The sequence below is a fragment of the Klebsiella sp. K-Nf6 genome (assembly GCF_002806655.1).
In the GTDB taxonomy this organism is placed as follows: Bacteria; Pseudomonadota; Gammaproteobacteria; order Enterobacterales; family Enterobacteriaceae; genus Klebsiella; species Klebsiella variicola.
In genome coordinates, this window is sequence record NZ_PIBN01000005.1 from 316722 (window position 1) to 336483 (window position 19762).

The 19762-nt window shown below is 47.6% G+C and carries 13 protein-coding genes and 4 pseudogenes; 7 read left to right on the forward strand and 10 right to left on the reverse strand.

The window, feature by feature from the left end; translation table 11 throughout:
• Positions 1-40: 40 nt before the first annotated feature.
• Genes CWM61_RS11615 through CWM61_RS11630 form a run of 4 tightly spaced genes read right to left on the reverse strand, consistent with a single transcriptional unit; the run spans position 41 to position 9771 of the window.
• Positions 41-3403, reverse strand: coding sequence for a DEAD/DEAH box helicase family protein (locus tag CWM61_RS11615; protein ID WP_100631262.1), 3363 nt, complete (start codon positions 3401-3403; stop codon positions 41-43).
• Entirely contained in the window at positions 3403-6543 is a 3141-nt protein-coding gene (locus CWM61_RS11620) for a DNA methyltransferase (protein ID WP_046401406.1), read from the reverse strand. Before CWM61_RS11620 ends, CWM61_RS11615 begins: the two co-directional genes overlap by 1 nt.
• A gap of 50 nt (positions 6544-6593) precedes the next feature.
• Positions 6594-9539 carry an SNF2-related protein gene (locus CWM61_RS11625; protein ID WP_100631263.1) on the reverse strand — a complete coding sequence of 982 codons (2946 nt, stop codon included), beginning with the start codon at positions 9537-9539 and terminating at the stop codon, positions 6594-6596.
• Positions 9526-9771 carry a helix-turn-helix domain-containing protein gene (locus CWM61_RS11630; RefSeq protein WP_046401408.1) on the reverse strand — a complete coding sequence of 82 codons (246 nt, stop codon included), beginning with the start codon at positions 9769-9771 and terminating at the stop codon, positions 9526-9528. The genes CWM61_RS11625 and CWM61_RS11630 overlap by 14 nt, the downstream gene beginning before the upstream one ends.
• A gap of 211 nt (positions 9772-9982) precedes the next feature.
• On the opposite strand from CWM61_RS11630, the pseudogene CWM61_RS11635 reads away from it, so the two are divergent.
• Together CWM61_RS11635 and CWM61_RS30140 are read left to right on the forward strand one after the other, a co-directional pair.
• Positions 9983-10266: pseudogene (locus CWM61_RS11635) on the forward strand (transposase); the annotation flags it as partial.
• Positions 10252-10407 (forward strand): annotated as a pseudogene (locus CWM61_RS30140) (hypothetical protein); the annotation flags it as partial. The pseudogenes CWM61_RS11635 and CWM61_RS30140, both read left to right, overlap by 15 nt.
• Before the next feature lie 191 nt (positions 10408-10598).
• Here the strand turns inward: CWM61_RS30140 and CWM61_RS11645 are convergent.
• From CWM61_RS11645 to CWM61_RS11655, 3 genes are read right to left on the reverse strand one after another with little or no spacing between them, the layout of a single operon-like run.
• Positions 10599-11078, reverse strand: coding sequence for an Hcp family type VI secretion system effector (locus CWM61_RS11645; RefSeq protein WP_004192264.1), 480 nt, complete (start codon positions 11076-11078; stop codon positions 10599-10601).
• Positions 11079-11080: 2 nt separating this feature from the next.
• A complete protein-coding gene (locus tag CWM61_RS11650; protein WP_032413290.1) occupies positions 11081-11428 on the reverse strand; it encodes a hypothetical protein in 348 nt (115 codons plus the stop codon).
• Between the two features lies 1 nt (position 11429).
• A complete protein-coding gene (locus CWM61_RS11655; protein WP_100631264.1) occupies positions 11430-12104 on the reverse strand; it encodes a hypothetical protein in 675 nt (224 codons plus the stop codon).
• 451 nt (positions 12105-12555) lie between these two features.
• Between CWM61_RS11655 and CWM61_RS11665 the strand changes: the two genes are divergently transcribed.
• From CWM61_RS11665 to CWM61_RS29670, 3 genes and pseudogenes are all read left to right on the forward strand, one after another.
• Positions 12556-12933, forward strand: a complete 378-nt coding sequence (locus tag CWM61_RS11665) for a DUF2778 domain-containing protein (RefSeq protein ID WP_100631266.1) — start codon at positions 12556-12558, stop codon at positions 12931-12933.
• On the forward strand, positions 12908-13174 hold the full coding sequence (locus CWM61_RS29855) for a hypothetical protein (RefSeq protein WP_074387212.1): 267 nt from the start codon (positions 12908-12910) through the stop codon (positions 13172-13174). Before CWM61_RS11665 ends, CWM61_RS29855 begins: the two co-directional genes overlap by 26 nt.
• A 1-nt stretch (position 13175) precedes the next feature.
• A pseudogene (locus tag CWM61_RS29670) lies at positions 13176-13253 on the forward strand (type VI secretion system tube protein Hcp); the annotation flags it as partial.
• A 43-nt stretch (positions 13254-13296) separates the two neighbouring features.
• Here CWM61_RS29670 and CWM61_RS11675 read toward each other — a convergent pair.
• The 3 genes from CWM61_RS11675 to CWM61_RS11685 all read right to left on the reverse strand — a co-directional run bounded on the left by CWM61_RS11675 (position 13297) and on the right by CWM61_RS11685 (position 17587).
• A complete protein-coding gene (locus CWM61_RS11675) occupies positions 13297-14166 on the reverse strand; it encodes a phosphorothioated DNA-binding restriction endonuclease (protein WP_100631267.1) in 870 nt (289 codons plus the stop codon).
• A gap of 243 nt (positions 14167-14409) precedes the next feature.
• Complete coding sequence (locus CWM61_RS11680) at positions 14410-16089, reverse strand: glycoside hydrolase family 43 protein (RefSeq protein WP_012543017.1); 1680 nt, start codon at positions 16087-16089, stop codon at positions 14410-14412.
• A gap of 58 nt (positions 16090-16147) precedes the next feature.
• The gene (locus CWM61_RS11685; RefSeq protein ID WP_165455226.1) at positions 16148-17587 is read right to left on the reverse strand and encodes an MFS transporter; all 1440 of its coding nucleotides are present in this window, start codon (positions 17585-17587) and stop codon (positions 16148-16150) included.
• A 426-nt stretch (positions 17588-18013) separates the two neighbouring features.
• Between CWM61_RS11685 and xylA the strand changes: the two genes are divergently transcribed.
• Positions 18014-19333: a xylose isomerase gene (xylA, locus tag CWM61_RS11690; RefSeq protein ID WP_061155930.1), complete on the forward strand. Its 1320-nt coding sequence runs from the start codon at positions 18014-18016 to the stop codon at positions 19331-19333.
• A 269-nt stretch (positions 19334-19602) separates the two neighbouring features.
• Positions 19603-19762 (forward strand): annotated as a pseudogene (locus CWM61_RS11695) (carbohydrate porin); the annotation flags it as partial.

Sequence of the window (19762 nt, forward strand, 5' to 3'; positions counted from 1 at the left end):
GAAGCAATTTGAGCTAGAGATTACCGAGCGCTGGTTGTGATTAATTAATCCGGTCAAACATTTTTTTAAGGTAGCTGCTCCCACCATCTTCCATGAATAAAATGTGCTTGTCTTCCAGCTCTTGCTTTTTCACTTTATCGCCGACGTTCAATAAATCAGCATATTTTGTTGGTGAAAGCACAAAAGCATTGAGCGTTAGTGCGGGCTCGCCAGCTGCTGCCTGCTTGGTTAAGTCTGCCTCAATCTTTTTGATTTCGGTATAAAGCCCCAATTTCGGATGGTTCAGATCCATGTGCTTTAAACCTTTTGGATCAACAAACGAAAGCCACTGCTCACCGCTTGCATCATCAACCAGCCAAAGCAAGAAGTCCGGGTAAAAGTTACCTGCCGTTGCAAACCCAATTCCCTTGTTCTTTGAATCCGCATTACGCAGTAAATACAGGCTTCGCGTACCAATCGCCTTGCGTCCTACTGACGAGCCATAAAATGCCTGCAAATCTTCAATAAATTGAATTTCGCTTGGCGCATCAAATGCCAGTGGGCGCATTTTTAATGGCACCGCGTCTTTATCTTCCAAAGACAACAGTGGATAGAACAAATGCCGATCAAAGCTTATTGCGACCATGTGCGGTGCATTCCACTTGCTGGCCTCCCCCAAGTCACCCTTAGAAACCAGAGCTTTAAGCGCTTCTAGTTTCTTTAAATATTCATGACCATCATCGCTGTCATCAATTTCGAAGTGGTAGAGCTTGAGCATGGATCCGTGCTCATCATGCATGGGGATCACTTCATAAAACTGACCTTCATAACCGGTTTTCAGTGCTTTGTAGAACCGTTCCGTATAGTCACACAATAAACGGATCAGAATATCTTCCAACCGTTTAATGTCAGCAAAGCTTTTCGCCTCAAATTCTGGTTTGGGCATATACAGCGTATACCAGCTATGTTCCCCCAAGCAGAAATCGATCAACCGTTGCTTGTCTAAACGCAAGTTGCTCCAGTTACGCTGTTGCTTGAATGCCTGCAGCGCTAGGTAAATTCGGTCAAAATCAAAAAATGCAAAATGTGCCTGGTTGAGTTTTCCTTCATGGCGCACATTCAATTGCAGTGCAGCGCTGCCTTCTGTTGTACTGATCGCCTCTAGTCTAGGATACAAATCCAAAGTGATATGCGGGGTTTTGATCTTGCCGTCAAACTCTGCCGGGATTACATACAACCAAGGATAGTGGGTCCGTTTAAAGCCCAACTTTTGGTTGTCTCTATAACCATCCTTTAGCGCCAGAGTCTTTAACTTTTTGGTCGGCAAGTTTGGTTGAGTCGGGAAGTCCAGTTCGATGATTTCATCGCTTGGGGTAATACCTTCCTCCTTCAGATAATCCTTAAAGGCGGCCATATAGCTGGCGCGCACGCCAAATATGTTCAGGGTTTCCAGCTTATCCAAGTACAGGCCTTTCGGGCGCTGATGTGGCTCTGTACGCTTCAGCGAGAAGTCTTTGCCCTTAAGGCGCACGCCACGACCAAACAACTGAATAATTTGTGAACCTTCTCCTTGGCCCATATTCAGCAATCCCATGGTGGATACACGCCAGCTGCTCCAGCCTTCAGTAAATTTGCGAGAGCCAATCAGCACATTCAATTTGCTGTCTTTGTTGTTCAGTGTACCGAACAGGGCACCGCCAAAATCGTCAGCTTCACTGTCGAAGCTATCCAGTTCCTCTGCGGTTTTATAAAAGCCACTATCATCACCAATCGAGATCAGGCCAAACGGTTCGGCATCGCCCACACGCAGTGCCAGCTCGCCTTTACTGTTCTTGATGTTCACCAGCTTTAAACGCTGGCGGGTATTGGCATTGAACAACTTGTGCAAAATGTCGGCGTACAGACCATCGATATTGTTGCTGAACCCCATTAAAGAGTTAAACCGCCCCTGGAAAATATTGTTGCCTTTGGCATCGAGCAGTTGCGCCTTGTCATCGACCAACTCTTTAAGCCAAGTTTTTATGGTTTGCTCATCATTCAGGAAGAAACTTAAAAACTGCACGACTTCGAGAATGTCGGAATCCTCTCCGGACACCGTATTACCCACAAAAACCCATAGAGGTTTTTCAATATTAAAGTCATTCAACTTGCCTTTATGGGTTTGCCAAAGCCAGGTTTGCTGATAAAAACTTAATAAACAAGCAGTAAAATACTTTTGTGCATTATCGGCTTGCTCGTAGGCCTCACCATTCATATTTAAAATGAGTGATTCTTTGCCATAGCCATCGTCGTAGAAATATTTGTAGGAATAGTCAAACAGAATGCATTTCGCATAGATCTCTCGGGTAGCTGTCACGCGGGCCTGGCGTTGCTCCGCTTGCGTTAAGACTAGCTGTGCGAGTTGTGCGTCATCCAGCTTCTTTAATGCCGTTGTCTCAAACAGCGTTTTGGCTTTCTTTTTCAAGAGCTCTTCTTCGGCTTTGACGACAGTATTACCCTTCGCCACAGCCTGACCAAAAGTCGCCGAGTATTCAAAGGCAAAACCACCTCGTACCAATGCATCACGGCGTTGCATCCAGGCACCTGCGGCTGTACCGGTGCCACGGTGGCCTTCGTCGACCAGTACCAGGTTATTGCCTTCAAAGGCTTCAACGGCAACCGTTTTATCGCCCATACTGTCACCGAGCTTGTTGATGTCGATAATCTCGATGGTGCCTTTAAAGGTGTTGGTTCGGTTTTTATCGAAGAAACGACTGAAACTGAAACCTGAAAGCTCTAATTCCTCCAGATGCTGCTTAGATAAGCCTTCGTTCGGTGTCAGCAGAATGATTTTGTCCGGGTACAGATTGCTATTGCCAGCCTGAAAATAATGTAAATACTGTTTGATATTTACATGTAATAGCAGGGTTTTACCGCTGCCCGTGGCATTCCAGAACGCGATCTTATTCAAGTCGCTGGCGATATAGGTCTGAAAGGTTTCTGCGCCTTGCTCTTTACTATACGATGCCAGCTCTTCGTTCAGGCCATCAAGCAATGCTTGTGGCTTGGAAAAGTACCAGTCCAGATAAATTTCAGTGAACAACAACGATAAATACTGAAAGTACTTCATGTTCAGCACATGGCCTTCCAGTTGATTACGGTGTTTGGTAATAGCCTGCCAGTGCTCAACAATATGCAAATCGTAGCGGCGTAAATCGGCCTCGGAAATCCGGTCCACTTCAAACAGGTTGCGCGTCAGTTCATGAAAGAACAGGGTTTGACCGTCTTCATCAATGCCTTCGTGCAGGTCATCACCCAAGCGAAGTTTTAGTGCGGCAAGTTCATTGCCTTTAAAAAATCGCATCATCCAACGGTTGAGCACTAACTCTTGATGAAAGCTCCGTTTCTTAAGCTTTGTCTTTGCTGCTGTATTTGGGAGGGCCATTAAATTTCCTCCTCGGCAAACATACGTTCCAAAAACTCCGGTTCAATCTGGCGCAGTTTTAATACGCGCGTCTCGCCACCTTCGTCGGCTGTTTGAGACAGTACCGTGGGAATATTATGATCGCCATTGATGTAGACGACATCAAACTCATTGTCTGCCGGGTTTAGCGCCAGCTTATCGCATAGTTTGTTGAGGCCTTCGTAATCGATCTTCTCGCAGTCGCGCCATAAGACCAAACAGGTTTCACCGTTGGGCAGGGTGCCAGTTACCGTCACAAAACCACGCTCAGGCTGCGCATCCATATGCTTTACGGTTAAGCCGACTAGGTAGTTAAAGGTTTCCACTAAATCGATTTTTTGCTCTTTGAAGGCACCGGCGGAATCCACCGCAATTTTCATGGTGTAGTCGAAGGGCTTTTTAAAGTCGTCAGTGGAAAGCAGTGAACCACGGCTTTCTACTTCGAGCATGTAGTTAAGCAGGTAGTCGTCTTTGAATTCGGGATTATTTTCAAACAGATCAGCCTTCGGATTATTGAGTTCGAGATTATTTAAAGCATCCTCATAACTTTCGAGTTTAATAACTTCAAAAATACTTGAGAGACCGTCACTGGAATTAACAGGCTTTCCATTCTTCCAAGAAGAACAAAAATTGACCTTTTGCACCCTCGGTTTTATCAGCGTATCGAAATACTCTCCCTGATCAACAATAATGAATTTGGCCTCAGGGTTAATTTCTCGTCTTATCTCAGAAACAGCGTGTGCTGTCGTTCCTGAGCCAGCGAAAAAATCAAGGACAACTTTTTCATCATGCTCTTTTCCGATGCACGCAAGAATGGCATTCTTGACGAGACCTTTTGCCTTCGGGAAGTCAAAGTTTTTTTCACCAAATAAATCTTTAAGCTGAGCAGCACCAAAGTTCGCTGAAGCGTATTCTTTCTTATCCCACCAAGTTGTAGGAAGTGCGTTAGCATCCATCCTTGTTTTGAAGTCAATACTAATTTCACCCTCATTGTTCTTGCGGACACGATATTCGTTATATTCCGTCGCAACTCTGACATTCCCTCTTTGCCAGTTTTTCTCAATTTTGACGCCATCTTCAAACTTATCTGGATATACTAAAACTTCTCCGGCTGCTATATCCTCAAGAACGTCATAGCATTGATTTAAATCATTCCAAGCCATTTTGGGTACGCGTATCTGGCCTCTTTCGGTTACCACGATAGGGTAGTAAAGCTTCGGCCTATCGGAACGCTTGTCATTACTTCCTGCACGAATAAAGTTCATCCAAGCATATCGGCCTTGATCATCCTCAAGAGGATAACGATCGAGCTTTGCTTCGTCATAGCCGATTGATGCCGGTTGCGAATCGCTTGAGTTGCCATAAAAAAGAGCATATTCATGGACAGGCGAAAATTTACCCTTTGTTTTTCTGCTTTGTGGATTAACTTTTACCACTCCAACGCCTGCCTCCTTTGGAAACAGGTTATTCATTAACAAGCGCAAAGGCGAGACTTCTTCATCATCAATGGCGACGGATATCAGTGTGCTTGGCTTCATCAGTCTATTTGCAACTTCCAGTCGGCTTTCCATAAAGCTGAGCCAACTCGAATCTTTAAAGTCATTTTTGTAAAGAATTGCAGATGCATCCGTGTTGTAGGGCGGATCAATATAAATTGCATCGATACGATTCTTATACTTTCCTTCGAGAAACCTCAAAGCTTGAAAATTATCACCACTAATTAATGTGCCGTTTATCTTTTGGCTTAAGTTGTCAATTTGGTTTAGCAGTAAATTCTTGAAATCAATGTCGAACAGAGAAGTATCAACCGTTAGGCCTTTGTATTTCGCAAGAACATCTGGTTTAAGGTTGCCAGTTGATATCACTCCAAGTCTTTTCCACTGCGCTATTTGCCTTTCATTCTGGCATACAGTTTCAAGCTGATCGCTTTCTAAGTAATCCACTGAGATCAAGTAATCCTTTTGTGCTACAAACTTCTTCTTCGTCCATAGCTTCTTCTGAAAATCCTCCAATTGCGCTAAAAATTTAATTAAGTCTAGGGCAATACTGCGCAAGCACTGAATCATACGCAGATTATTTTCTATATCACTAAAGACTTCTGCGTTCTGCACGTCATCCAAGTGTATCACTTCGTTTTTAATATAAAAATCCAGCTCGCCGCGCAGGAACTTACCGAGATTTTTATGGATAAAATAGTCGGCGGTATTTTTGGTGGTGTAGTTGGTTAAGTGCTTTTCAAGCAGCGTGCGCTTGGGGTTCTTTTCCGTCGGTTCACGCTTGCTTAAATCCAGCCAACGGCTGGCCACAGTGCCATCAGCGACCACCGCACTGACTGTCGCTTCGACTAACTTATCCTGTTTGCTGCCTTTCGGCATGGCTTTGTATTCAAAACGGATAATGAGTTCTTTCGTTTCGTTGCCATCGATGTCTTTTTTGATGACTTCCTCTACCGGAAGAATTTCTTCTTCATACCCTTCACCTTCCTCGTCGATGCGCGTAATGATCTTCTGCTCAGCTAATACAAAGCGGCGCTCTTTGTCGTTGTCTTTGCGGTTATCTTTGGCTGTGTCGGCGGCAACCAAGCGGAAGTGCACCACACGGGCATCATCTAATTTAAACGAGTAATTGGAGAAATTTTCGCCGCTTTTGATGTAGTACTGGTCTTTATTGGCCCAATGCAGCATGACTTCCTCGCCGGCATAGGGAATGGCGTAGGTGTCACCTTTATAACGACGCTGGCTGATAAAATCGCCGTTGTCGTAATAACGAGAGAAGAAGGTCAGCAGGTGGCTGAATACGGCGTTTTCATGTTCGGCGTTACCGCTACTGGCCTGGGTTATTTTGGCTTTCAGTTCTTTAACTTTTGGAGACTCAGCTGGGTCAAAGCCTGCATCAGTTGCAGCCTGTTCGGCCTTTTTCAAATCGTCTTTGAGCTGACCGATATTGGCTGCACTGCCACTAGCCAACGCCTGTTCTACTTTTTCTTTAAGGCGTTTTTCCAGATATTCATTGATCTCATCGGCACGCGCATTGAGGATGCGATAAACACCAAAATCCAGTTCGGGGCGATCAATCTGGAAAACTTCTCTTAGTTTAGTGACTAGCTCGTTAAACTTACTCATATATATTCCTGTGTTCGTAACTTCACAATTTTTCATTTGCCAGCTTGGTATTAAGCCACTTGCCAACGAATGGTAAATAAATGTTCTGTTGCTGTGGTTTGCGTGAGCCGCTCTTGCAGTGCTTCAATCAGTTCATCGCGCTTGGCCATAATCTCGTCTTCCACATCAAAAATTTGCTGCCGTTGGCGCCGTTGTTGGCGTTCTAGATCGCGCAACTGATTTTGTAGCTCTGATTGCTCTTCTAGTGTTGGCGCCTTGCGGGCATCACGTTTTACTTGGGCAATTTTAGCTTTGGTGTCTTTTAATGCTCCTTCACTGGCCAGCAGTTTGTCATCGGCCCAGCGTTCTAGCTTTTCCCGTTCAGCATTAAACAGGCGCTGGTTTTCCTCTATAAATTGCGCAAGACTGGCTTCAATTCGCCGCTGTTGATTGTTGGCTAATAGCACGGGTGACTCTGCATTCGCAGTGCATTGTGTTTTTTTGGCTTGAACAGAAAATAGTTTCTCACAGGCTTCTTGATCCAGCGATTTGCCATCATCGGTGATTGCTGAAAACAACAAGCTTTCTACCGTGTCCAAAGCACTTACCGTGAGTTTGTCGAGACGTAGCCAGCCGGATTTTCCAACTAGATCGGCGATTACACTCAATTTGGTTTCATGGCCTGCATAGTCAAATACCAACTCAGCCACTGGAGTGGCGCTGGTTTTGGCGGTATCGAGCGACCATTCACCCAACGGGTGGTTCAGGCGGTAAGCGTGCGCCATAAAATCTTGTTGCCGCTGCTGGTTTTGCTGCGCTCGCACCAGTTGATAGCGGCCGGCAGGTGCATTGGCAATGGGCGACTGTATTAGTGCAAAACTGTAATTGTGTTCATCAAACTGAGCTTTCGCTCCCAATTTATTGGCAATTTCTTTATCGCCTTCTTTATCACTAAGTGCAAAACGGGTGACGCCCCAAAACCAACGGCTAACTTTGTCGAGACGCGCCAGGGTAGCATCCAACTGAATTTTAAGTTTGTCGTGAACGTCCTCATCAAAGTGCTCAATAAGCTGGCTTTGGGTTTGCTTGAGCTTGTCGTTAATATCTGCTTCTAGCTCTTTTTGAAGTTCTTCAAACGCCAACTCAATGTCTTGTGGTTTACGGCAGGTATCGTAAATGCGGGCGATACGCTTTTCAAAATCAATACCGGATTCGATTCGCCCTAACACTTCATCTGATGCACCAAAAACACCAGAAAATAACTGAAATTTTTCAGTGAGCAGTTCAAGCACCCGTTGATCGGCCTGGTTGCGAGTATTTAAGAAGTTAATGACAACGACATCATGCTTTTGCCCATAGCGATGGCAGCGACCAATACGTTGTTCGACGCGCTGAGGGTTCCAGGGTAAGTCGTAGTTGATCAGCAATGCACAAAATTGCAGGTTAACACCTTCAGCAGCCGCTTCGGTTGCGATCATGATTTCTGCGTGTTCGCGAAATTCGTCAATAAGCGCTGTGCGTTTATCAACTTGTGCGGAGCCCGTAATCCGGTCACTACCCTGATATTGCTGTAACCAGCGTTGGTAAATTTGATTGGTTTCTGGGCCAGTATTTGTACCGCTGAAGGTGACGATTTTATTTTGATAACCATGACTGGCGAGATAATCGGCTAAAAACTGCTGAGTGCGCTTGGATTCAGTAAATATGATGGCTTTTCTCGGGCCATTGTGTTCTGCCATTTTGGCAAAGCCTAAATCTAGCGCAGTGAGCAGCGCTTCCGCTTTGGTATCAGTCGTTAAAGATTGAGCTTGCTGAATGAATGACTCGATTTCTGCGATTTCAGCCTGTAGTTCTATGGTTGCATCGGGCGAACCTGAAGGTACTCCCATCGTTTCTGCTAGCGATTCGTCCGTTTCAGCATCGGAAAAATCAGCATCATCCAGATAGTCATCTTCTAAATCATCTTGCTCGATCAACTGAGTCGCCAGGTCTTCATCTGACTGATCGTCACCCATCAATTTTTTCTGCAACCGCTCGAGTATGGTTTGCAAAGTTCCAGTGATGGCATACGGGCTTGATGCCAGGAGCTTTCGCAATATCAAGCCAGTTAGGTGTCTCTGGCGCTTAGGTAATGCAAAGGATATTTCACGCTGCAAAAAGACAGAGATGCGCTCATAAAGGTCTTGTTCCGCATCTGTGGGTTTAAATGGCTGAGTGACGGCTTGGCGTTTGGTGTAGCGCACGTACTCAAGTACTTGGCTACGTAAAGTGCGCTTGGCAAAACCCGCCAATCGCTGCTTCAGTTCATCTGTGGCGCTTTCACCATGAATAAACTGTTTCCGAAATGTCTTTTCATCGCCAAACAAATGTTCGTCGAGTAGCGTTGAAAGGCCATACAATTCCATCAAGGAATTTTGCAGAGGCGTCGCAGTTAACAGCACTTTGCGCCGACCATTAAATGCCAACTTAAGCGCTTGCCCTATGCGATTACTTGCTCGATGGGCGTTTCTTAGCTTATGGGCTTCGTCAATAACGACGAGATCCCAAGGCACAGTCACTAAGTCGTCGGCTAATTTGGCTGCAAAATGGTAAGACATAATCATTACCTTTTTGCCTGCAGTATTTGCAAGATAAGTTCTTGGCGATGCCCCGCTTGACTTGATCGCAGCTGTGTCCAGCACACTACTGGGTAGTGCAAATTTTTCAGCCAGCTCCTGCGCCCACTGTTTGCGCAATGCGGCCGGGCAAACGATCACCAAACGACGTCGGCGTTCCGCCCAGTGCTGACAGAGGACGAGAGCGGCTTCAATGGTTTTGCCAAGACCGACCTCATCCGCCAGTAATACACCTTGCTGCAAGGGGTTTCGCAAAGCAAAAAGTGCAGCGTCAATCTGATGAGGATTCAAATCTACCGTTGCATCGAACAGGGACTGTGAGAGCCGATCCACACTGTCTGCCGCGTGAAGGCACGTGAGCTCATGGGCGTAGTATTTTGCGTGGTACTCAGTGATCTGCATCCCTTAATTCCTCTCCATCGGCTTTAATTCCGTGAGCTTTAAGCTCCAGCAGATCGCCAATGCTACAGCCAAATAACAGACAGATTTTTTCTATCGTGTCCAAATCCACTTTTTGAGCAGTCTCTTTATAGAGCAATGTTACCGTAGCACGGCTGAGCCCCGTCTCTCTGGCAACGTCGGCAATACGCAGCTTGTGTTCACCCATCATTCGGGCGAGGTGGCAGCGGATCATGGCTGTGCCTCTTGTTGCGAATGTCAATATTGGTCAGAAGCATATCATTATCTTTGAATTTGCATAGCATTTTGCAAGTTGAGATTACATTGTGCACAGCTAGGCTGGTATTAGAGATGGTTAAACCCATTTATGTGAACCTACTTGTCCTACTGGACTGACCCCACCCCGGTAGACGATCCTGCCCATAGTTTGAGCATAGGGGGAGCATATGGGCACACCACGATTTACACCTGAATTTAAGGAAGAAGCCGTCCGTCAGATCACGGAAAGCGGTTATTCCGTTGCCGAAGTATCTGACCGTCTGGGAGTTTCTGCACACAGCCCCTACAAGTGGCTACGGGCTATCAAACCGGATAACAGCGAGCAGCATGACCGGGATTTACTGGAAGCCAAAAGCGAGATCCTGAAACTACGGGCGCAGCTAAAGCGTACCGAAGAAGAACGGAATATCCTGAAAAAGGCCGCGCGGTACTTTGCAAGGGAGGGCTGCTGTGCATAGGATCGTTCAACTGGTTTAGCGCTACGCGTGATGAGAAGTACAAACGATACGATACGTCGATGGTATACCGTGGCGAAAGCTTACAAGCGGAAATTAAAACGATTTATTCCAGCCTGGAGCAGCGGAAGTTATAGGGGCTTATCGCAATGCAGGTATCGAATGTGTTGAATTAATTTAGCGCTACTCAAGGAGGTATAGCTTCAAGATACTATGCCTCCAAACCATGCGGTTGCATTTGGATGGCTTGTTTGGCGATGGTGGTTTAAATAATCAGTTGAACTTAGAAAAGGCCACTCTTTTGAATGGCCTTTAGTCTAAGGGGAGTTTATGCTGTTGCCCGATGATTCCAGGAATCTTTGTAAATGATATTCCCATCGCAATGTTTCCATGTGATGGCCTCATACCTTAACTGAATCGTTTCGCTGTGTGTGCCTGTACCAGAATCAGGAAATAAGTTGGGGGTAATTCCGGTTACTTTTACATTCTCTAATATAATATTAAAATATTCGCTTTCAACACCTGCATCAAGGATCTGATACATCTTTATGGTTGCCGACTTTAATGTTTGGTTCTCACTCAGCGCTTTGTATAAAAGGGGTGTTGTTTTATCAAAGTCTTTCTGTACCGTAATAGGCGTATGTACTCTGGTTCCTGTTAATCTACCGGTGTTTCCATCCACAGGAATGGATAGGTGGTGCGTTACCGCTTTTAATTCAATAGCGCCAATACGCCCTGTAACGAGAGAACTACCCGTTATAGGGGAGCCGTTTGTATCGGTTAGCCAAAGATATGCTGGATTTGACATGATTATTCCTTATCTCTATTTATAAATGAAGGTAAACAAAACATTATAATGACCCATAAAAACAGACCAATAATCTTAACCGGCCACGGGTCAAGTAAGGCTATGCAAACAATAGCGCCTATAATTAGTAGCGGACCTGATAGTAAATTAAAAACACCGCTTATCACACCTATTTTTGTTCCCAGCAATCTATTCAACGCAATGGCGATGATGTAAGCGCTGCCGATTGTAATCGTTACTGCAATTATTTTATTCTGCCAGTTATTAAACTCAGCTAGGCAAATAAAGCATGTGGTAATAATATAGGTGCAGAGAACTATATCGACGAGTGGCGTGATAATTTTTTTCATATCACCCAGCCTTAGCATTCGTATTTAAATGATCTTCAACTCTTTTCATAATCTTGTCGAATACGGGGTTGCCCTCGGTGTTTCCTGCATGGATGGCATCAACAAAAGGTTGTACCGCATCGGCAAATAAGAAATAAAGAAGATCATAATCGCGGGGTCTTAATAACGAGTATACCTCGGGCGCTTCATTCCTGAGTTTATCAGAGGTCCTGATGGATCGCTCTGCCATTCCACCAAACAAGAGGATAGTACTTAAAAAGTCTATTGGATTCCCTTTCCCCTTAAATACTACATAAGTAAATGACGTTTTTTCTATAACGGCTTTAGCGATGTTCGATGCGATAATATTCGTAGAGATTCTACCCACGATAGAGGTAACTACACTTCTGTATATTCTATCTTGTTCTGATTCGGATAGATATTTATTAAATAACTGAAAGATTAATTTAACTGCATTAACGATATTTTCATAGTTAAGAATGTCATGTCTTATCGCGGTCATCATACGGATTCTTTCTGTTTCACGTTCATATCTTGTATCCGTATCAAAGATACCGTAAATCAGATAACCATAATCTAAAGGAACAGATAACCCACCATTGATAAGCCCTGTAACTGTATCAGGCGAGATAATGATGTTATATAACTTCCGCGCTATCCCTTCTATGTCTGCCATATAGCTATCCTATGTTTAAATAAATGACTGAAGATGTACATCATTTTTGAAAGAAATAATCGATGGTAATTTACAAGAGAATAAATAACTTGATAAGTGTTACCATAACCTAATTGTTACAAATTGTATTGTAAAATGGTTTTAAACCATTGATTTAAATAAAGTGTAAAACATCATTGTGTATCAGTTTACGGTGAATTACTATGATGAATGTTTTTGGTTTGAGATGTATTAATTCAATAAATAATAAAATCAATATAAGTATTCTATTCGTGATTGGATACGAAGAAATAGGGATGTTAAAATTATTAGTTTATATGTATTTGTGCGGACTTGTTCATGGCAGTATCAGGTTTATGACTCATGAACAGGCGGTTTATGTGAACACATCGACAGCATCATGTTGTGCCGTCGATATCCTTCACGAGCAAACATTGACGGATTCACCAGAGTGATATCCGCTTCCGGCGTGAGAGCGGGGGCTATAGCCAAGTGTTTGAAAATAAATAAAAGCAGGGCTAACACCAATAGTTTCATTACGTCCTGCCGCGAACTACGGCGGGGGAATAGCGATTGGTTTGCGTTATGGCGTGGCGACCGCGGAATTGACGATGAGACGTGGGTCGAAGGTGTGAAACGTGGTAACTTCCGTTTGCATCCGGGTACGGTTTCCGAAGGTTGTATTACTATCGCCCATAATTCTGATTTTGCCATGATCCGGAATGCGCTTATGAATACATCACTGGTTCAGGTTCCCTGCATGCGTTCCCTTATGGCTCGTGGTTGGGTGGAGGTTGTTGCCAGTGGCTCTAATAACGCTTGCCCGTAAAATAAGTAAGATCATTTATTTTATATTGCTGTTTTTGGTTCTGGGACGTGCACTTCCAAGGCCGGAAATCTATCTCGATTATGATATCGCAAGGGATATTTGCCACTTCTTGTTCGGGAGTGTGAACGCCGATACGATGTATGACACTTTCTTTTATATATCGCTGATAATAGTAATATTCCTTTCATCTGTACTCTATATTATTACATTGCAGTTAATTTCAACGATAAGGAGCAAATGAGATGCCAATTCCTCCGTATATGTGGCTTAAAGACGATGGTGGCGCAGACACGAAAGGATCTGTTGATGTTCAGGAGCGATAAGACAGCGTCGAAACCCGCTTATCACCATCCCCATACCCCCTCATCCCCTGAACACCTCCCGCCGGTGCCACGCCACAAACCCTTCCTGCGGATAGCATTCTTTCACCTGCGGTAAGGTAATCGGCTTACCATCAAAATCCCAGAACAGCCTGCCAACGATGCCCCCGCCGTTCACCGCCGGCGAAACCTGGATGCGCATATCTTCATCCAGACCAATGGATCCTTTATCAAAGGCCTTATGGTGAATCGCGCAGAGCGCCAGGCCGTTAGGGATTTCGCAGGGGCCGCCGTGCTGCTTCCATTTGATATGAGCCGCTTCCAGGGCGACGGAGGTATTATCATGGCGCATATTGAAGCCGCAGATCGCGCACTCATAGTTATAGGCGCGCAGCACCTGCTGGCGAAAATGCGGGTCGCGCTCTTTGCGGATCTGCAGCAGATCAAACCCCATCTCTTCAGCCAGGTCTTCCTGAATACTCTCCGGGAAGTGCGCCTCGAGGATCTGATGGGCGAGGGTATTGATCAGCTTCTTATTTCTGTTGAGTAGCGCAAAATGCGGCTCATCAAAGCCGCCGGCGACGTGGCAGAGCTCCAGCTCTTTGCCGGGCGGCTGTCGGCTGCCTTGGGTTGAGCACTGTTCGCTGTTGTGCAGCTCCCAGAAGCCGTCGCCTTTCAGGCGCCAGAAGGGCATGTCCGGCCGGTACTGGCGGCGCTGCGGGCCAAAGCGTTCCAGCAGGCTATGCAGCTCATCGCGTATCTCCGAGGCGTAATCGAACATCCGCGCATGGCCGCGCTGGTACTGAGAGAGGACATACAGCAGCAACAGTGGCTTATGCGGCGCACGCTGTTCGCCTTTGCGCCAGATGGTGATGTTCTCGATCGCGTGTTGCAGGGTCGTGCTGGAGGGCATAGCGTTACATTGGCAGCTAAATAAATGCGATGATGCTCGCAAAATCCTTGCCGATCAACCCACCAGATGCGGCGATTCCAGGTGGATCGCTTTTTAAGTATTACGACGGATCTTGCTGTGGGAGTGGAGACCGCGTTCGCCTCCTGCTACGCAAGCCTGAAAAAATCGGAAGCGCATAACCGTTGCGTTCCCGCACACCACAAACCCTACGCTACCTCACCGGTAGCGTGGGCCTGCTTTCTCTTACTTATCCCGCGTCTCGCCAGCCTCCCAGCTGTAACTGCCATCGGCCGCTAACGCATCGCCCAGTTCCTGATACTCGAACTGATAAAACTCAGCCTGGGTACCGTACCCGGCGTAGTCTACCGCCGCCAGACCAACGAACGCCCCGGTAAAGAACCCGCCGTAGCTCTGCAACACATAGTCATCGGACAGTACCGCGGCATCCAGCTGGACCGGGATCTCGGTGAACGACACGCCATCGAAGCTGTATTCATAGCTGTAGGTCTGCTTACGGACCTTGGTCCGGAACCAGACGTATTCCACGCCGTCCGGCACCTTGATGGCGTTATCTTTCAGGTACGACGTGTATTTCCCGCGGTTATTTTCGCCAACTTCGATGACCTTGCCGTTAATTTCATTCCAGGTCAGGAAGACGAAGCTCCAGTGGCGGTCGTTATAGTAATTCGTTAACCCGGCCATCTGCTGGTAGCTGAAGGGCTCGAATTTCACCTTCACCGCGGCGTCAAAATAGAAGGCCTGCCAGCGGCGGGCAATCAGCGACAGGTCATGCGTATTGGCTAACGAACCCTGGCCGATTAAGGTTAATTTGCCGTCGCCGGTGGTGCCCATTTTGGCCGTAAACGGCACCCGCAGGGTATTCCAGTTCGGGTCGAGCGCTGGCGAGGTAAAGTCATCCTGCTGGCTATTATCGCCGGCGCTTTCGGTGAAGATGGCGTCTTTCGGCCCTTCGACGAAGGTTTTCCCGCCGTGACCGCCTTCAATACGCGGCCAGCCCTCATCGTCCCAGTACACTTTCTGGATCGAGGTTTCCCGGCCGAGGGTTGACCAGCCGCGCGGGTCGTAGATGGATTCCCCCGGGCGATTCCACGGCCGGGCGCAGAGCGAAGCGTAATACCATTCGCCTTCCGGGGTGGAGACCAGCGCGCCATGGCCCTGTTTCTGGATGTAGCTGTCCGGGGTATCGACGTTGGTTAAGAACACGTCGCCCGGCTCGGTTTCGAAGCTGTCGGCCTCGAGGGTTTTCGACCGCGCCACCACCTCCTGGTGGGTAAACACGGTGCCGCCCTGGGCGGCAAACAGATAGTAGTAGCCGTTCAGTTTATAGAGGTGCGGCCCCTCGACCAGCGCCACGGCGGTGCCGCGGTAGATGGTGCGCGCGGTTTCCGGCATTAACTTCAGCGTGTTGGTATCCAGCTCCGTTAAGGTAATGCCATCGAAGGGGTGATGATACTCCCGGTGATCCCAGGTTTGCTGGACGATATATTTCCGGCCATCGTCGTCATGGAACAGCGAGGCGTCAAACCCGACGCCGTTCAGCTTGATCGGGTCGCTCCACGGGCCCCGAATATCCTTCGCGGTGGTCAGGTAGTTGGTCATGTCTTTAAAGGCGCCTTCGGTGACCTTCACATCGGTATACACCAACCAGAATTGCCCATCGGCCCACGAGAGCGCCGGCGCCCAAATGCCGCCGGAGGAGGGGTTGCCCTTCATGTCCAGCAGGGTGGTGGTGGAGAGCGGCGAAGGCAGCAGGTTCCAGTTTTTCAGGTCTTTCGACTCATGTAAACGCACACCCGGAAACCACTCAAACGTCGAGTTAGCAATATAGTACGTATCCTCGACGCGAATAATACTGGGGTCGGCATTAAAGCCGCGTAATATCGGGTTTTGAATAAGTGACATTTCATTACACCTTTTAAAATGGAAAGTTACGGATCGGTCTGATTTATAATTTTTTTAACTACACGCGGATCTCATCCAGCTGACGGTTAATGTCGGTAACATGTTTATCGGAGATCGGATAAGCCTGGATAATCACCATCGAAATAGCGGCCAGCGCGATCGGGATCCACACGGCGGTCATAATGATCCCGTCGATGGCGCTGGCGCTCTGCATGGCGCCGCTTTCATTAAATCCATACACCGCCAGCAGCCACAGCGGGATCGCGCCGCCGATGGTGAAACCGATCTTGAAGAAGAGTCCCATAATGGCATTGATAATGGCAGCATTGCGTTTGCCAGATTTTAATTCGCCGTACGCGATGACTTCCGGTACCAGCGCCCACATAAAGCCGGTGGCGGAAGTTAAGCCCCATTGTTTAATAAAGGTGGCGATGTAGGCCAGCCACAGGGCGTCGTGCATCCCTTCGCGGGACCAGACGTAGGTCAGCAGTTCGCCGACGATGAACATGGCGAGGAACAGATGGAAGAAGCCTTTTTTACCAAAGATTTTTTTCAGTTTCGGCCAGAACACCGGGAAGGCGATGCCTGGAATAGACGCGACGAGACCCACGGCGCCCATCCATTCGGAATGGCCGACGACGAACTGGTTGAAGAAGCCGTTAACGGTGTTCATGAAGAACATGAAGGTAAAGGCCAGCATAAAGAACATGCCGAGAATAACCAGCGGGCGGTTATGTCTGAGTTCGTGGAAAAGGTCGGTGGTTTTGACGTTGGCGGTCTGCTCGGCGGTCGCGACAACGCGTTCTTTGGTGAATTTATAACAGATAAACAGGGCCACCGCGCCGATGATCATATAGATGGCGTACACGCCAAACCAGGCGTAGTTCGCCGACGGATCGGTATAGTTACCCAGATTCAGCTCAAGGCCAAAAAAGCCGGTGTCCTTCAGGCTGCGATCTTTCGGCGCCGCCATCTGCACAAACATCGGGAACAGGGTATAGACCAGCAGGTTGGCGCTGTTGGCCAGCATCATGCGGGTACTGGTCAGTTTATCGATCGATTCCGGGTCGCGGGTCAGCGACGCATTCAGCGAGCCATAGGGAATATTGACTAAGGAATAAACCAGGTCCAGCGCCAGATAAATAATAAAGGCGAAAGCCACCGAACCTTTAACCCCAGGGATTGGCGCGAACAATAATGCCGACAGGATCACCAGCGGAACGCCGGCTCGTAACAGCCAGGGGCGATATTTCCCCGCTTTCGAGGTTCGTTTATCCACATAGGTTCCGACCATCGGATCCCAAAACACATTAATGATACGGACAAAAAGAAAAATAAAGCCTGCCGTTGCCGTGCTGATGGTATTTACCGTCAGCATATGCAAAGCCAGAAAACCCCCAATTGTGCCGAAAACCAGGTTTTGTGCAAAGTCGCCCATGCCATAACCAATTCGTTCTCCACGGGTTAATTTATGATATTCCTCATGCCGACTGTGCATTATGTTTTTACTCATTCTAAGCAGACTCCGGTTTGTTTTGTGTAGGTGAAACACTTTCTGACACAGTTGACCTGGAAGAATCTATTACGTTTTTAAATTACGTAATTATGTTTTTTTACTTCTGTGATCCTCGAAGCAAAGGCCTGTATCGCCTGCGTTGAACCGCTATCCGCCGCTAATTTTTTGGCAGGCAGGCATTGTGACAAAACCGGCATTTTAATTTGGCATGGACACCTGAATTCCCCAGGAAGTGTACTCTATACGCGCGCGAAGCGAGATATTTAAAATAGTTTTATTTGCGAGATGGCTCACATTTGAGCATTTTCTCAATCGCTGAGTGAAATAACGTAATTGAGCAACCGACGATGAGAATACACGATGTGTCACAGTTGTTAATTTTCCTGTTTCTCAATTTCGGAGTTCATCATGCAAACCTATTTCGACCAGGTTGATCGCGTTCGCTTTGCCGGACCCAAAACCGATAATCCGCTGGCGTTTCGCCACTATAATCCGGATGAAATCGTGCTGGGAAAACGTATGGCAGAGCATCTGCGTTTTGCCGCCTGTTATTGGCATAACTTCTGCTGGAATGGCGCGGATATGTTTGGCGCCGGCTCGTTTGAGCGTCCCTGGCAGGCCGCGGGCGATGCGCTGGAAATGGCCAAACGCAAAGCGGACGTGGCGTTTGAATTTTTCTACAAGCTCAACGTGCCGTATTACTGCTTCCACGATGTCGACGTCTCGCCAGAAGGCGCGTCGCTGAAAGAATATCTGCACAATTTCGCCGTGATGACCGAAGTGCTGGCGGAGAAACAGCAGCAAACCGGCGTGAAACTACTGTGGGGCACCGCCAACTGCTTTACCCACCCGCGTTACGGCGCTGGGGCGGCGACCAACCCCGATCCGGAGGTGTTTGCCTGGGCGGCCACGCAGGTGGTGACCGCCATGAACGCCACTCACCAGCTCGGCGGCGAAAACTATGTGCTGTGGGGCGGCCGCGAAGGTTACGAGTCCCTGCTGAATACCGACCTGCGCCAGGAGCGCGAGCAGATTGGCCGCTTCCTGCAGATGGTGGTGGAGCACAAGCATAAGATTGGCTTTGGCGGCACGCTGCTTATTGAACCGAAACCGCAGGAACCCACCAAGCATCAGTACGATTACGATGTCGCGACGGTGTATGGCTTCCTGAAGCAGTTTGGTCTGGAAAATGAGATCAAGGTGAACATTGAAGCCAACCACGCCACCCTGGCGGGGCACTCTTTCCACCATGAAATCGCCAGCGCCATCGCGCTGGGGATCTTTGGCTCCGTTGATGCCAACCGCGGCGATGCGCAGCTCGGCTGGGATACGGACCAGTTCCCGAACAGCGTGGAAGAAAATACCCTGGTGATGTACGAGATCCTCAAAGCCGGGGGATTCACCACCGGCGGCCTGAACTTTGACGCCAAAGTTCGTCGGCAGAGCACCGACAAATACGACATGTTCTATGGCCATATTGGCGCCATGGACGTGATGGCGCTGTCCCTTAAGCTGGCCGCGCGCATGATTGAGGATGGTAAGCTCGATCAGGGTCTGGCAAAACGCTATGCCGGCTGGCAGGGCGAGCTGGGGCAGAAAATTATGACCGGGCAGATGTCGCTGGATAATATTGCCCGATACGCTGAGCAGCATAATCTGAATCCGCAGCCTCAGAGCGGGCGTCAGGAATTACTCGAAAATCTCGTCAATACCTATATCTTTGGTTAATTTTTTCTGACATGCCCCTGCGGGGGCATGTATTACGCCGTCTGCCTGCAGCCGAAAAATAGTGTTTATTTGTTCGTGCTGTGTTTTTTGTCAGTGGCGAAAGACCACCTGTTTAATACCAGCGAAGGAGGGAAAGTAGCGATAATTGTGTAATACCTCTGTGACCGTACAAAATAAAAAATAACTTGTTCTGATGATAGCGACATATTCTGTCAGCTCAGAATAGGCTGGTTATTGTCTGAATAAAATTAACCTATATTGAGAAACTCATGACAATGATAAAAAAGCTTCCATTAACCATGGCGGTTATCGCCGCGTTTTTTCCGCTTACCTCTGTAATGGCGCAAGAATTTACTCAGGAACAGATCGACGCTATCGTTGCCAAAGCCGTTGATAAAGCGCTGGCCGACCGCCAGGCGAAAATCGACG